General features: G+C 71.6%; 11 protein-coding genes. 3 read left to right on the top strand and 8 right to left on the bottom strand.

Going from position 1 to position 14,246, the window contains the following annotated elements; genetic code table 11:
- Window positions 1–25 precede the first annotated feature (25 nt).
- From BMZ82_RS13895 to BMZ82_RS13880, 4 genes are all read right to left on the bottom strand, one after another.
- Window positions 26–241, bottom strand: a complete 216-nt coding sequence (locus BMZ82_RS13895; RefSeq protein WP_093775371.1) for a DUF397 domain-containing protein — start codon at window positions 239–241, stop codon at window positions 26–28.
- A 110-nt stretch (window positions 242–351) separates the two neighbouring features.
- Entirely contained in the window at window positions 352–1,467 is a 1,116-nt protein-coding gene (locus BMZ82_RS13890) for a VanZ family protein (protein WP_143098855.1), read from the bottom strand.
- Window positions 1,468–1,618: 151 nt separating this feature from the next.
- Entirely contained in the window at window positions 1,619–1,828 is a 210-nt protein-coding gene (locus tag BMZ82_RS13885) for a DUF397 domain-containing protein (RefSeq protein ID WP_093775475.1), read from the bottom strand.
- Between the two features lie 28 nt (window positions 1,829–1,856).
- Entirely contained in the window at window positions 1,857–2,708 is an 852-nt protein-coding gene (locus BMZ82_RS13880; protein ID WP_093775367.1) for a helix-turn-helix domain-containing protein, read from the bottom strand.
- A 178-nt stretch (window positions 2,709–2,886) separates the two neighbouring features.
- Here BMZ82_RS13880 and BMZ82_RS39385 point away from each other — a divergent pair, with 178 nt between their 5' ends.
- Window positions 2,887–3,783, top strand: a complete 897-nt coding sequence (locus tag BMZ82_RS39385) for an ATP-binding protein (RefSeq protein WP_107487663.1) — start codon at window positions 2,887–2,889, stop codon at window positions 3,781–3,783.
- Window positions 3,784–3,794: 11 nt separating this feature from the next.
- Here BMZ82_RS39385 and BMZ82_RS13870 read toward each other — a convergent pair whose 3' ends face one another.
- The gene (locus BMZ82_RS13870) at window positions 3,795–5,852 is read right to left on the bottom strand and encodes a HelD family protein (protein ID WP_093775472.1); all 2,058 of its coding nucleotides are present in this window, start codon (window positions 5,850–5,852) and stop codon (window positions 3,795–3,797) included.
- Window positions 5,853–6,173: 321 nt separating this feature from the next.
- The gene (locus BMZ82_RS13865) at window positions 6,174–8,645 is read right to left on the bottom strand and encodes a SpoIIE family protein phosphatase (RefSeq protein WP_093775365.1); all 2,472 of its coding nucleotides are present in this window, start codon (window positions 8,643–8,645) and stop codon (window positions 6,174–6,176) included.
- A 282-nt stretch (window positions 8,646–8,927) separates the two neighbouring features.
- Here BMZ82_RS13865 and BMZ82_RS13860 point away from each other — a divergent pair, with 282 nt between their 5' ends.
- Window positions 8,928–9,116, top strand: coding sequence for a hypothetical protein (locus BMZ82_RS13860; protein ID WP_093775363.1), 189 nt, complete (start codon window positions 8,928–8,930; stop codon window positions 9,114–9,116).
- Between the two features lie 33 nt (window positions 9,117–9,149).
- On the opposite strand, the gene BMZ82_RS13855 is transcribed toward BMZ82_RS13860, so the two are convergent.
- The gene (locus BMZ82_RS13855) at window positions 9,150–10,793 is read right to left on the bottom strand and encodes a DNA repair helicase XPB (protein WP_093775470.1); all 1,644 of its coding nucleotides are present in this window, start codon (window positions 10,791–10,793) and stop codon (window positions 9,150–9,152) included.
- Window positions 10,794–10,945: 152 nt separating this feature from the next.
- Here BMZ82_RS13855 and BMZ82_RS13850 point away from each other — a divergent pair, with 152 nt between their 5' ends.
- On the top strand, window positions 10,946–11,527 hold the full coding sequence (locus tag BMZ82_RS13850; protein WP_256251899.1) for a hypothetical protein: 582 nt from the start codon (window positions 10,946–10,948) through the stop codon (window positions 11,525–11,527).
- A 21-nt stretch (window positions 11,528–11,548) separates the two neighbouring features.
- Here the strand turns inward: BMZ82_RS13850 and BMZ82_RS13845 are convergent, their stop codons facing one another.
- Complete coding sequence (locus BMZ82_RS13845) at window positions 11,549–14,152, bottom strand: helicase C-terminal domain-containing protein (protein ID WP_093775466.1); 2,604 nt, start codon at window positions 14,150–14,152, stop codon at window positions 11,549–11,551.
- Window positions 14,153–14,246: the final 94 nt, after the last annotated feature.

The raw sequence follows: 14,246 nt of genomic DNA, 5'->3' as shown, positions 1-14,246 counted from the left end.
CCGGTTGTCCGGAGCCGCTACGGGTTCAGGCGGTGAACTCCTCGCCCTTGACCGCGCCGACGAAGGACGACCAGGCGGCCGACTCGAAGACGAGCGCGGGGCCGTGGGGTGCCTTGGAGTCACGGACGGGGACGCCGGTGAGGTATCGGTCCGAGACCTCGACGCAAGCGCCTTCGCCGTTTTCGCTGTAGCTGGACTTGCGCCAGGCCGGGAGAGTCGATGCGTCAGGAATCGTCTTCAACTTCGTACTCCTTCAAGGTCTCGACTGCGGCAGCGGTCGTAGCGTCGGGCGGTGTGTGCAAGGTGAGGCTTCCCTCCGAGCACGGGTGAACTCCCTTTTCGAAGGGCGGGTCAGGAGGTGGAAAGGGGCTTGCCCGTCGAGGCGTCGACCGTGACCTGCGGCAGTGCGGGATCCTCGACTGTCACGGCTGAGAACCCGATGACCCGAGCGGTTGTGGTGATGGTGAGGTCGAGGCGCATCGGCGTCATCACGCCGTCCGCGTAGCGCCGGTAGATCACGGTGTAGGCCCGGGTGGGGCCGTCCCCGATGGAGCGGATCTTCCGCTCGCTTCCGGCGACGTTCTTCGGGAACCACCGACGTGCGAACTTGTCGGCGGCCTTGGCGACTTGGGCCTCGGTGACGGACCCTTCGTCGCCGCGCGTGTCCGACGACCACGCGCTGACGAGGTCCTTGTCGGGCCACCAGCCTGAGATGCTGCCGCGGTTCGTCTCCGCGGTGATCTTCAACCGCCGCCCGCTCTTCCGGGTGGCGGATTCCGTGACCTCGGTGTCGCTGCCGTAGATGCCCTTGGCCGCGCCGGTGATCCACTCGTTGGCCTGCATGGAGGACTCGGCGAGGCTGTGTGTCCGCTCGTCCCTGGCGACGACGTCCACCCCGGTGATGCGGCTGTCGAAGACTCCCGTCACCGCCACGGCACCGGCCACGGCGAGAGTGGTGCCCCACAGGAGGTCGCGCACGGGTTCGCGCGGCAGCCCGCGCTGTCGGTAGAGCCACAAAGCCCCGGCCAGGGCCCCGGCCACGGCCCCCACCGCGTTCGCCGCGAGATCGCTCACGCTGCACGACCGGCCGAAGCTCGCCGCCGACTGCGTCAGCTCGACCGCCGCACTAAGGAAGCCACCCGCGGCCGCCACGGTGACCGGCCGCCGGAACACCAGGACGGCCAGGAACCCGGCCGGTGCGAAGAGGGCGATGTTCAGCAGGGAACTGACCGAGGTGAACAGGTGCGTGGGCGCTCCCGTGTCGCACTGCCAGGCCTCAAGGCCGGCGGCACCTGGGAGCAGGGTCACCGCGAGGATGCCGGCCGCGTACCCGGCCACTGCGGTTCTCAGCGGCCAGGGCTTGTTGCGGGCCTTGGCCACCAGCGCGGTGGGCACCGCGAACACGACGGCGAGAACCAGGAAGGAGACGACCAAGCCGGGTACGGCCGCGACGGATGCTTCGATCACGAGATGGCCTTCAGCGCGGGATGCCAGGGGTGCGGTAGTTGCCGCCCCAACTGTGCTTCAACTACGTGCTCTTGGATCCGAGGGCGAAGGCGTTCGTTCCAGTCATGGCAACCGCCTGTGCCGGCTGACGTCTGCACGGCAGGTGGAAGACTCAGGGCGTCGGCAGTTCGCTGGTTTTGAGCGCGGCCACGAAGTGCGTCCACTGGTCGGACCCGAAGAAGTGAACGGCCCCGGCCGGGTCCTTGCTGTCACGGACGGCCCGGCCCCCGTCAGCGGTGTACGCCACTTCGACGCAGTCGCCGCCTTGCCCGCTGTAGCTGCTCTTGTGCCACGTTGCGGTCTCAAGATTGGGGGTGCTCATCCCTCGGTACCTCTCCACTTCATTGCTGCTACAGCTCCTGCCGTACCCGGGCGATCATGCTGAGGCTGTCACCAGGACTCAAGGCGATTGAACGGAGCGAATCAAAGATGAGCGTATATTCCGATGTTTCTTCCAGGGTCTCCATATAGAACGTCCCGATGCGATGTTCCACGCACACGACATCGGAGAACATCGAGTTGGGAAAGGCGAAGAGCACGAACGATCCGGCCAGTCCTGCGTGCGCCCCTGCTCGGTCAGGGATGACCTGAACTTCTACGGACGGATGGCCGGCCATCGCTTCCAGATGATCCAACTGTTTGCGCATCACCTCTCTGCCGCCGACCTGAAGTCGAAGGGCCGCCTCTGCCTCGATCACACAGAGCCGTGGAGGGGTACTGCGCTGCAACACCTCTTGGCGCTTCATGCGGGCCTCGACCAGTGCGTCCACCTCTTCGAGCTTCAGGGTGGACGGGCGCGCGGAGATGACCTCCCGTGCGTAGTCGGGGGTCTGCAACAGTCCGGCGATGAGGTTGTTCTGATACGACCGGATGTAGTCGGCCGTGCCCTCGTAGTCGATGAAGTCCGTGTAGGTCGGGCGTGCCAGCCCCGCACGCTGCACCCAACCCGGTTCCCGGCTGCGCTGGGCCAGTGACACCATCTCCTCGACCCGCGTGGGGTCTTCGACGCCATAGAACGTCAGCAGGTCGCGCAACTCGCCCAGGGAGATGCCCAGGCGCGCGTTCTCGATGCGGTTGATCTTCGTCCGGTGGCAGCCGATGCGTTCTGCCGCATCGTCAAGGCTCTTCCCTGCTTGCTCCCGGAACTCGACCAGAAGTGCGGCAAGGCGACGTCGTCGAACTGTTGGACGCGCTCCGGCCATGAGTGCCCCCTTCGTGTGGATTCTCTTCGGTGGAACACTATCCGCCGTAAAAGATCATGGCACTATTTCCAATGAGTAGATTGCGGTCGGCGCAAGTGCCGTGCATTCTGATTCCAGTTACCCAGCGCTCTCGTTTCGTGACGAGACGTGTTCTCCCTAGCTCTCAAGGGGATGAGCTATGCCCGCAAGAGCCGTACCCGTCCAACTCGCGCCGCCTGCACCGGTGCAGAGCAAGGCGCACACATTCCCCAGGCATCGCCGGAGCGTCGGGCGTGCCCGTGAGGAACTCCGGAAGCAACTCGCCCTTTGGGGCGTGAACGGTGAACTCGCAGACTGCGCCGCTCTATTGCTCTCCGAGCTGACCACCAACGCCATCAAGGCCAGGACGACGAACGGCCGGAGAATCGGCGTTCGGTTCGAACTGGGCGTTGCCGGGTTGCGCCTCGAAGTCTCCGACTCCGGCGATGGGAAACCGGAGTTGGGATACGCCGGGGTCGACGACGAGTCCGGCCGGGGTCTGACCCTCGTCGACGCGCTGGCCGTCGACTGGGGCGTGAGCCCGCGTGACGGGATCGGCAAGATCGTGTGGGCACTTGGCGCTGCCGGACGGGACGGAGTCGTGACGGCGGCGCGGATGGCCTCGACGCGGGTGGACCTGGGATTTCGGCTGCGGGTGGTCGCGTATGTGCCCGGCGGATTCCGCACCGTGCTCGGGGAGTACGAGGCGAACTCCGCACGACTGGTCATGCGTTGTCTGCGTGGGCGTGTGGGCCCCGTGGTCGGTCGGCTCGACGGTCCGACCGCCCGGCAGGTGCACGCCTGGCTTCGCGACGCCGACGAACTCCAATGGGCCCTGGACGGGCTCGACGAAGGCAGACCGTATGTGTTCCAGGTGATCACCGGCACCGGCCTGAGCTACGTCTTCACCGCCGAACCCGTCGACAGCGCCGCCGTTCCTCTGGGCGCACGTGTCGGGCCCGCCACCCCGCGCACCGGGGCACCGCCCCCGAGGAGCCCTGCCACCCGCAACGCACCGCCCGTCTCCATGGCGTGCCGGGACTGTCCTCGGCGGTGACAGAGGCTCCCTCAGCCGAGCTGCACAGGCAGTGGGTCCGTGTGGGTCACGATCAGGCCCGATACCGCTCGGGTCAGGGCTACGTACAGGCGGCGTAGGCCTGTTCGTTCGTCTGGTTCTGCGTTGATGATGGCTTGGGGGTCGTCCAGGGCTACGTAGTCGTATTCGAGGCCCTTGGCCAGGGAGGCGGGGACCAGGGTGAGGCGGGTTTCTGTCGTGGTTTCCTCGCCGGGGGAGAGGAAACCGATGCCTGCCGCCGTGAGGGCTTTGGTCAGGGCCGGGATGCGGGGGTCTGCCGCGATCAGGCCCGTCGAGCCCTCGTTGCGGAGCAACTCCTCGCAGGCCGCCACTACTTCGGTGTCGTCGGTGATCGGGCGGAGGGCGAAGAAGCCGGGGTTCTCGCGGACCGACGCGACCGGGGTGAGGCCCGGGGCGATGTGCGGGAGCAGGCGGGAGGCGTAGGTGATGACGTCCGTCGGGACGCGGAAACCGGCCGTCAGTTCCTCGATCGCCGCGTCCGACTTGCCGAGGTGGGTGAGGGCTTCCTGCCAACTCCCAGTCGCCCAGGGGGTGGTGCCCTGCGCGAGGTCGCCCAGGACCGTCGCCGAACCCGTCGTGCAGCGGCGGCCGACGGCACGGTACTGCATGGGCGACAGGTCCTGCGCCTCGTCCAGGACGACATGGCCGAGGGAGTGCGTGCGCTCGACGAGGTCCGTCGTCTCGTCGATCAACACCGCGTCCGCCGCCGACCACTTGGCCGCCTTCACCGACCGCACCGGCTTCGGCCAGAGGATCGTCCGCTGCTCGTCCTCGGTCAGCACGCCCGCCGCGTGCGTGGCGAGGAACTCCGCGTCGGACAGCAGCCGCAGGACGAGTTTCGCCGGTTCGACGGCCGGCCAGACCGCCTTCACCGCCGCCTTCACCGCGCTGCTGCGGGCCACGGCGTCCTGCACCCGGTCGTCCGGGGCCTCGCCCGAGCGCTCCATCTGCACCAGCACCACATGCGCGATGCGCTGCGGCAACGCCTCGCGGGCGGCCCCGTAACGGATGTCCCGGTCGAGCAACTCCCGGACCATCTGCTCCAGTTCGTACGCCGGGACGCGCCAGCGCCGTGAGCCGCGCACCACGACGATCGGCTCGACCGGCATGCTGACGTGCGCGTAGACCGCCCGCCGCAGCACCTCCGCCATCCTCGCGTCGCCCTTGACGACCGCCGCCGCCGTGTCGTCCACGCCCCGCACCTCGACATGGGCCACCAGGTCGTCGACCGTGCCTTGACGCACCGCCAACTCGCCCAGTGCGGGCAGCACTTGCTCGATGTAGTGGAGGAAGGACTTGTTCGGCCCGATGACCAGCGTGCCCGTGCGGGCGAGCCGCTCGCGGTGCGCGTAGAGGAGGTAGGCGACCCGGTGCAGGCCGACGGCCGTCTTCCCGGTGCCCGGGCCGCCCTGGACGCAGACCGTGCCGCCCAGCCCGCTGCGGACGATCTCGTCCTGCTCGGGCTGGATGGTCGCGACGATGTCCCGCATCGGGCCGACACGCGGCCGCTCGATCTCCTGCTGGAGCAGCTTGCTGGTCTGCGACGTCTCCGCCGGGTCGGAGAGGTGCTCGTCCTCGTACGCGGTGAGGTCGCCGCCGGTGTAACCGAAGCGGCGGCGCAGCCCGACGTCCATCGGGTCCTTCTTCGACGCCCGGTAGAACGGCTGCGAGACCGGTGCCCGCCAGTCGATGACCATCGGGTCGCCGTCCCCGTCGTGCACATGCCGTCGCCCGATGTAGAACCGCTCGCCCTCGGCCCCTTCCGCCCGGTCGGCGCCGGGGGCGTGCAGGTAGTCGAGGCGGCCGAAGAACAGCGGGGTGTCGCTGAGGTCGGCGAGCGCCTTGATGCGGTCCTCGATCTGGCGTCCCAGGATCTGGGCGTTGACCCAGTTCGCGGTGACGTCGGTGATGTCGAGGTTCTCGACGTCCTCGCGCATGGCGCGCAGGGCGGCGCGGGAGGAGGTGAGATGGCCGCGCTCGCGGGCGAGGGGGTCCTCGGGGGAGGGGGAGGGGGCGGGGGCGGTGGGCAGAGACGAGGTGGACGGCGTGGTTGACGGCGTGGACAAGGGGGTGCCTCCGGGCGGCCGGCTGGGGGTGGCGCCGCAGGGTGGACTGCGGCTGCGGGATGCCGTCCGGTTTCCGGCCGGACGGCGGCGCTCCGGTTGAGGGAGGCGGGGAAGAGCGGAGATTCTAGGGGAGTGGGAGCGGCGGAGGCGAACGGTTTTCACTCCCCCGGGTCGGCTCCGGGTCTCCCGTTGGGCTTCCCCGGGTCGCCTCCGGGTCTCCCGTTGGGCTTCCCCGGGTCGCCTCCGGGTCTCCCGTAGGGCCCCCCAGGGTCTTTCCCCGGTCGGCTAAAGCACGGGAAGTGTCTGTTCCGCCCAGATCGTCTTGCCGTTGGTCGACTGTCGGGTGCCCCAGCCCTGGGTGAGTTGGGCGACCAGCAGCAGTCCGCGGCCTCCCTCGTCGAACAGGCGCGCCCGGCGCAGGTGCGGGGCCGTGTTGCTGGCGTCCGAGACTTCGCAGATCAACGTACGGTCATGGATGAGGCGGAGTTGGATGGGCGGTTCGCCGTACCGGATGGCGTTGGTCACCAGCTCACTCACCACCAACTCGGTGGTGAACACGGTCTCCTCCAGCCCCCACGCGTCCAGTTGGGCGGAGATGCTCTTGCGCGCCCCGGCCACCGAAGCGGGGTCGGCCGGGATGTCCCAGGTGGCCACCTGCCCGGCGTCGAGTGCCTTGGGGCGGGCGATCAGCAGGGCGACGTCGTCCTCCGGGCGGTCGGTCAGCAAGGCCTTGAGCGCCGCGTCGCACACCTCGTCGAGGGACTGGGCCGGCCGGGTGAGCGCCCGGCGCAGAATGTCGAGCCCCTCGTCGATGTCCCGGCCACGCGCCTCGACGAGACCGTCGGTGTAGAGAACCAGCAGGCTGCCCTCGGGCAGTTCCACCTCCGCCGATTCGAAGGGCAGACCGCCCAGGCCCAGGGGCGGGCCGGCCGGGAGACCGAGCAGTTCGGCGGTCCCCTCGGGCGTGACCGTGAAGGGGAGCGGATGGCCCGCGCGGGCCAGGGTGCAACGGCGCGAGACGGGGTCGTAGACGGCGTAGAGGCAGGTGGCCCCGACGTCACCCGTCGTCGCTTCCGCGGCGACCGCGCCGGCATCGGGACCGGCGTCGTACACGTCGTCGGCGAGGTGGGTGACGAGGTCGTCCAGGTGGGTCAGCAGTTCGTCAGGGGGGAGATCCACGTCGGCCAGGGTGCGCACCGCCGTGCGCAGGCGGCCCATCGTCGCGGACGCCTGGATGCCGTGGCCGACGACGTCACCGACGACCAGGGCCACCCGGGCGCCGGAGAGCGGGATGACGTCGAACCAGTCGCCGCCCACGCCGGCCTGCGCGCCGGCGGGCAGATAGCGGGACGCGACCTCCACCGCCGCCTGCCGGGGCATCCGTCGCGGCAGCAGGCTCCGCTGAAGGGTGAGCGCGGTGCTCCGCTCCCGGGTGTAGCGCCGGGCGTTGTCGATGCAGACCGCGGCGCGGGCCGTGATCTCTTCCGCCAGCAGCAGGTCGTCGGGGTCGAACGCCTCCTGGAACCGGCGGCGACCGAACACCGCCACGCCGAGCGTCACGCCACGGGCCTGCATGGGCACCGCCATCACATGGAAGCCGAGTCGCTCCCCGGCTCCGTCCTGCGCGTCCTGCGCGTCCTGCGCGTCCGGCGTGTCCGGTGCCGTCACCGTGCGTGAGACGGTCCGCCCCGTCGCCAGGCACTCGGCCTGCGGCGAATCCTCCGGGCAGGTCTCCACGTCGCCGACGGCGAAGGGGATCTCGGGGCAGCTCTCGGTGACGGCGGCCTTGGCGATGTGGCGCAGAGCGACCGGTTCGGCGCGCTCCGTCCGCACGGGTGCGGTCGGAGCACCATCGGTCTCGCCGTTGTCGCCGTTCTCGCGCAGGCGGAGCATGTCGACGCTGACGAAATCCGCGAGCCCCCTAGTGGCCACGTCGGCGAGTTCCTGCGCGGTGCGTACGACGTCGAGCGTGCTGCCGATGCTGGCGCTGGCCTCGTTGAGCAGTTGGAGCCGCTGGCGCGCCCAATACTGCCGGGACTCGTCGTGCGCGGCCAGGCACACGGCGTTCACCCGGCCGTCGCGCCCCCGCAGCGGGACGATGGAGACGGCCCACGCCTGTTGGCGGCTGCGGCCCGGCGTCGGCAGGAAGTTCTCCCGATGCTGTGGCTCGCCGGTCGCCAGGACCTCCCGGATGGCCTTGTCGGTCTCCTCGATGTGCGGATGCAGGATGATCTCCGACACCCGAAGCCCCCGCATGTCCTCCTGGGCGAGCCCCAGCGCCGCCTCCATGTCCGCGTTCGCCCGCCGCAGCCGCCGGTCGCTGTCGTAGATCGCGGCGGCGCAGGGCCCCTCGGCGAACGCCCGCTCCATCAGCGGCTCCCCGCTGTACGGGGAATCGGCCTCGCTCAGGACGGGCGCGACGATCAGCCACTCGCCCTGCCCCAGACCGTCGAACGCCCGGCGATGGACCAGCAGCCGCGTCTCCAGGCACGAGCCGTCGCGATGCCGCAGCCGGACCGTGCCATGCCAACGGGGCAGGTCCGCGAACGATCGCGGTGTCGCTTCGGGGAGAGGGTCCGCCAGCAGGACGGCGGCCGATCGCCCCACGATCTCCGCGGCTGGGAAGCCCAGGAACCGCTGGGCTTCCTCGGTCCAGCCCGTCACCACGCCCCGCTCGTCGATGACGGCGGACGCGGTGTAGTCGGTGTAATCGGTGTGGTGGGTGGGGTCGGGCGTGGTCGTGGTGGCGTGCTCCATGGTCAGTCTCCCGTCACATGCGAGGGAGTGCTCGGAGCTCGGCCGGCAGGAGACTCGCCGACGAGCTCCAAACACCCATCATGCTCTTCCGACCACGGATGCGTCCAACAATGCCCAGGCCCCCGAGGAGCGGGTCCCCTACTCGAGCAGCGGGTGGCCCCCTACTCGAGCAGCGGGCGGCCCCCTAGGGGAGGCGGCTCCACCCAGGGGTACTCAAGTAGTACACAAGGTCGGGACTCAGGACCGATGCCCCCTTTATGCCCCGGATCGCATCATGGAGGCATGAGTGCAGCGACCCTCACCCCAGCCCCCGGTCGCCCGTCCGGTGCGACCCCCGTGTCCGACCCGTCCGACATCCATCATCACCGCGTCGGCGACAGCCTGCGCGCGATAAAGGTCTTCGTGCGCGCCGCCTTCGACGTGATCATCCTCGGTGAGTACGGAGAGGAAGCAGGCGTCCGCCGTAAGTGACGCCGGCCCTGCCCGCCCCGCCCGCTCCCGGGTTCAGCTCTCCGCCAGCAGCTCGTCCGCGTCCATGATCCGGTAGGCGTAGCCCTGTTCCGCCAGGAAGCGCTGGCGATGGGCCGCGAAGTCCTGGTCGAGGGTGTCGCGGGCGACGACGGAGTAGAAGTGCGCCTGGTGGCCGTCCGCCTTCGGGCGGAGCACCCGGCCCAGGCGCTGCGCCTCCTCCTGGCGGGAGCCGAAGGTGCCCGAGACCTGCACGGCGACCGTCGCCTCCGGCAGGTCGATCGAGAAGTTCGCGACCTTCGACACCACCAGCACGCTGATCTCGCCCTGCCGGAAGGCGTCGAAGAGCTTCTCGCGCTGCGCGTTGGAGGTCTCGCCCTTGATGACGGGGGCGTTCAAGTGCTCGCCCAGCTCGTCGAGTTGGTCGATGTACTGGCCGATGACCAGGATCTGCTGGCCCGCGAAGCGGCGGACGATCGCCTCCGTCACCTTCCGCTTCGTCGCGGTCGTCGCGCAGAAGCGGTACTTCTCCTCCGCCTCGGCCGTCGCGTACGCCAGCCGCTCGGAGTCGGTCAGGTTGACCCGGACCTCGACGCAGTCGGCGGGCGCGATGTAGCCCTGCGCCTCGATCTCCTTCCACGGCGCGTCGAACCGCTTCGGCCCGATGAGCGAGAACACGTCCGACTCCCGGCCGTCCTCGCGCACCAGCGTCGCGGTCAGACCGAGCCGGCGGCGGGCCTGGAGGTCGGCGGTGAACTTGAAGACGGGCGCGGGCAGCAGATGCACCTCGTCGTAGACGATCAGGCCCCAGTCCCGGGAGTCGAACAGCTCCAGGTGCGGGTAGACGCCCTTACGGCGGGTCGTCAGCACCTGGTAGGTGGCGATGGTGACGGGCCGGATCTCCTTCCGCGTCCCGCTGTACTCGCCGATCTCCTCCTCGGTCAGCGACGTCCGCTTCACCAGCTCGTGCTTCCACTGCCGCGCCGAGACCGTGTTCGTGACGAGGATCAGGGTGGTCGACTTCGCCTCGGCCATCGCCCCCGCCCCGACGAGCGTCTTGCCCGCGCCGCACGGCAGGACGACGACCCCGCTGCCGCCGTGCCAGAAGTTCTCCACGGCCTGCTTCTGGTAGGGGCGCAGCGCCCACCCGTCCTCGGCCAGGTCGATCGGGTGCGCCTCGCCGTCGACGTACCCCGCGAGGTCCTCGGCCGGCCAGCCCAGCTTCAGCAGCGTCTGCTTGATCTGCCCGCGCTCGGAGGGGTGCACGATCACGGTGTCCGGGTCGATCCGGGCGCCGACCAGCGGGGCGACCCGCTTGGAGCGCAGGATCTCCTCCAGCACCGGCCGGTCGGTGGTCGTCAGCACCAGGCCGTGCGCCGGGTGCTTGCTGAGCGTCAGGCGGCCGTAGCGGTCCATCGTCTCGGCGATGTCGACGAGCAGCGCGTGCGGCACCGGGTAGCGGCTGTACTGCACGAGCGCGTCCACGACCTGCTCGGCGTCATGCCCGGCCGCCCGCGCGTTCCACAGGCCCAGCGGGGTCACCCGGTAGGTGTGGATGTGCTCCGGCGCCCGCTCCAGCTCCGCGAACGGCGCGATGGCCCGACGGCAGTCGCCGGCCTGCTCGTGATCGACCTCCAGGAGCAGAGTCTTGTCCGACTGGACGATCAGTGGTCCGTTCACGTACGCCATCCCTTCCGCGCGGGCCAAACCTCCAGTGTGCCGTACGGCGTCCCGAAACGGGGGGTCGCTGCCGGACCGCAACCCTGGGCACCGGTCGGGTGTCTGACCGGGGGAGCAGCGCGGTGGGCGCGACGCGGTGAGGAGTTCACGGTATGCCGGTCCAGTCGGCTCGGTCGGCCGAGTCGGTGCTGTCGCTTCGCAGGGCGGCGGCCGGGGTGGGGGCGGCGGCGGTGCTGGCGGCGACCGGCACGTGGGTGCTGTGGCCGGCCGCCGTCGACGCCCGGCTGTGGGGCGAGATACGGCCGGTGATCGAGGCCCGGATCGCGGCGGACTCACAGGACAGCGGCAGCGGCGAGAGCGGGTCCGCGCTCGACGCGCGCTGGTTCTGCCGGGCCGAGCCGCTCGAACTGGCGGCGCACGCGGGCGAGGTGCGGGCGGGCGTCAACACGCTGTGCGTCGGGTACGGGGTCCGGGACGGCGGCCTGGTGGAGTGCGGCGCCGGTCAGTTCCCGCAGGTCGTGCGGCTCCAGCGGGACGACGCGGCCGACGGCGGCTACCGCGTCGTCTCCCGGGAGGAGCCGCCCGACGGCGCCGGGTACACGCCGTGGACCCACGCCCACTTCGGCGTCTACGTCAGGTCCGCGCTCCAGGAGCCGATGTCGTCCGCCGCCCTGGAGACCGCGGCCCGCGCCCACTTCGGGCTGCCCGCCGACGCCTCCGTCGGGGAGTGCTGAAGGCCCCGAAAGGGCGTGTCGTCAGTCGTCCGCCAGTTCCGCCACGCCCGTGATCCGGTGCAGCGGGTACGTGCGGACCTCGTCCGCCGTGTGGTCGTACGCCGTCACGAAGCCGCCCTCCACCCGCACCGGGGCGATGACGCGCTGGCTGGCGGTGCCCTCGGCGTTGACGTAGCCGATCCAGAGGCTCTCGCCGGTGAGGACGGCGGCCTGGACGGTGGCGAGGGTCTCGGCGGGGCTGGTGCGCGGGAGTTCGCCGGGGGCGAGCGGCGCGGCGTCCTCCGTCGTCGGCTTGCGGGGGGTGGTCGCGGCCTGGTCGCCGGCCCGGATCGCGCGGATCGCGGCCGTCAGGAGCGTGGCGTCGGGGACCGGCGGGCCGTCCGGCACCGGCTCGGGGGCCGTGCGGGGCGGGGTGCGGTGGGCGTGCGCGCGGGCGATCAGGACGTCGCCCTCGGCGGACTCGGCGGCCGGCGCGAACCCCATCGCGCGCAGCCCGGCCAGCAGCGTCGCCGGGTCGGCCTGCGAGGCGAGCACCGTGGGGGCGAGGCGGCGCAGGCGCAGGGCGACGGCGCGCTTGTCGGCGAGGATCTCGTTCAGTACGGCGTCGTCGTCGCAGCGGACGTAGGCCGAGGCCGCGCCCACCCGCAGATGGCCGTGCCGGCGGGCCACGTCGTCGATCAGGTACGCCAGCGGCTGCGGCACCGGGGTGCGCGAGTGCTCGGCGAGGAAGGCTTGCAGGTCGGAGGCGCTGCGACCGGCGTCAAGGGCGCGGCGGACCGAGCCCGGCGTGAAGCGGTAGACCGTCGCGCCGCCCTTGGACTCGACGTCCGCGAGCACGTTCAGCACATCGGCGAGGGGCCGCCGCAGCGGGCCGGGGGCGACCGCCGTCAGGTCCGCCTGGAGCAGGACGTGGTCCAGGGGCTCGGGGAGGAGCGGGGCCAGCAGCCGGGCGGCGGCCGCCGTGGCGACGGCCTGCTCGGGGGGTGAGAGGGGCGCCTGGGCGGCGGGGACGGGGTGGTGCTGGTGGTGGGCGGGGAGCCGGTCGCCGGGGCCGGTCGGGGCGGCGGGCGCGGGCGGGGGTTTCGGCGGGTGCGGTGCGCCCAGCAGGGCGCGGCCCTGTGCCGACAGCGCGCCCCGGCCGGTCACGCCCAGCGACTCGGCCTCCGCCAGGGTCCAGCGGGCCAGCCGGGACCGCAGATCCTCGTCACCCTGAGAACTCTGAGAACCCTGAGAACCCGGAGGGGTCTGCGGGCTCTGGTGGTTCTGGGGGCCGCGCAAGGGGCGTTCCCAGCGGAGGCGGGCGCGCAGGGCCTCCGGGTCGGGCGCGGTGCCCTCGGGGAGCCCGGCCAGCAGCGTCAGCACCCGGTGGCGGACCTCGGGCGCGGCGGACCGGTCCAGGCCCGGACCCAGCGCCGACAGCGCCCGCTCCTTGAGGTCCCGGCCGCCGACCACCCCGGCGGTCCGGGTCGCCGTCAGCCACGCCTCCGCGAGCCGCGCCCACCGCTCCGCCGGCGGCCGCTCCAGCCACTCGTCGTACTCCGGGGTCGCCGCGTACCGCTCGTCGGCCTCGCCGTCGGAGGCGAGCAGCCCCGCCGCGTACGCCAGCTCCACCCAGAACGCGGCCACCGGCTCCGACACGTCCAGCGCGACCGCCGTCCGCTTCAGGTCGCGCACGCTGAGCCCGCCGGCCCGCAGCGCCGCGGGCCCGCCCTCGTCCCAGTCCTTCAGCAGCTCCTCGACCGTCGCCAGCGCCGTGTACGCCTGCCCGGCCGCCGTCGCGTCCACCACCTGCGGCGCGTGCGCGGCGGCCGGCTCCACGGCGGGCGGCGCCGGTTCGGGCGTACGGTGCGCCCGCCCCGCGCGCAGATGCAGGGCGACCTCGCGGGGCAGTACGACGGTCCCGGGCGCCGTCGGCAGCAGCAGTCCGCGGTCCAGCAGCCAGCGCAGCCGCGCCGCCGGATCATGCGTGACCTGCCCGTACGGCGGCCCCCACACCAGCCGCTCCAGCACGTCGAGCGACTCGGGGGGCGCACCGGCGAGCAGCGCGGCCATCTTCTTGCGGTGACCGAAGAGGGCGGTGAGCGCGGCGACGGCGGACACCGGGTCGTGCGTGGACGGCAGCCCGGCCGCCGCCACGATCTCCTGGATCCGGCCCGGCGACATGCCCGCCGTCGCCTCCCGCACACTCGGCCCGAGCCCCGTCGGGGACGGGTGCTGCGGGGACGGCGCGAGCAGTTCGCGGGCAGTGCGGACCAGGTGCAGGCGGTCGTCGGCGCCCCACACCAGGGCCTGTTCGCGCAGCGCCGCCAGCGCGCCCGGGAGCGCCTCGACGACGGCCGGGTCGCGGGCGTCGCCCGCCGTCAGCGCGAGCAGTTCGCCGTACGTCGCCGGGTCGTCGGCCACGGCCAGCGCCTCCGCCGTCTGCAGGGCGAACCGGTCGAGCCGCTCCAGCGCGCGGACGACGGAGGCACGGGTGCCGGCGCGGGTGGCGAGCTGGGTGAGGTCGGTGGGGACCGGGGTGATGAGGTCGGGGCGGGCGCGCAGCAGTGCGGCCAGGGAAGCGTCGTCCCGGGCGCGGAGCGCTGCCGCTAGGGAGCGGGGGGCCGGCTCGTCCTCGGTGCTCATCTTGCCCACGGTAGCGGGTGGCGCCCCCTGGGGGCTGCGCCCCCAGACCCCCGCTTCGGCCCTTAAGGGGCCTCGTCCTCAATCGCCGGACGGG

Origin of the sequence: Streptomyces sp. yr375 (assembly GCF_900110755.1) — a bacterium.
Classification (GTDB): Bacteria; Actinomycetota; Actinomycetes; order Streptomycetales; family Streptomycetaceae; genus Streptomyces.
The sequence above is the reverse complement of the archived record's forward strand: the minus strand, read 5'-3'. Positions and strand labels throughout refer to the sequence as shown.

What these genes read in the sequence shown, in the direction of transcription:
- BMZ82_RS13885 (WP_093775475.1), bottom strand. Translation starts at nt 1,828, where the DNA reads ATGAGCACCCCCAATCTTGAGACCGCAACGTGGCACAAGAGCAGCTAC.
- BMZ82_RS13880 (WP_093775367.1), bottom strand. Translation starts at nt 2,708, where the DNA reads ATGGCCGGAGCGCGTCCAACAGTTCGACGACGTCGCCTTGCCGCACTT.
- BMZ82_RS39385 (WP_107487663.1), top strand. Translation starts at nt 2,887, where the DNA reads ATGCCCGCAAGAGCCGTACCCGTCCAACTCGCGCCGCCTGCACCGGTG.
- BMZ82_RS13865 (WP_093775365.1), bottom strand. Translation starts at nt 8,645, where the DNA reads ATGGAGCACGCCACCACGACCACGCCCGACCCCACCCACCACACCGAT.
- BMZ82_RS13860 (WP_093775363.1), top strand. Translation starts at nt 8,928, where the DNA reads ATGAGTGCAGCGACCCTCACCCCAGCCCCCGGTCGCCCGTCCGGTGCG.
- BMZ82_RS13850 (WP_256251899.1), top strand. Translation starts at nt 10,946, where the DNA reads ATGCCGGTCCAGTCGGCTCGGTCGGCCGAGTCGGTGCTGTCGCTTCGC.
- BMZ82_RS13845 (WP_093775466.1), bottom strand. Translation starts at nt 14,152, where the DNA reads ATGAGCACCGAGGACGAGCCGGCCCCCCGCTCCCTAGCGGCAGCGCTC.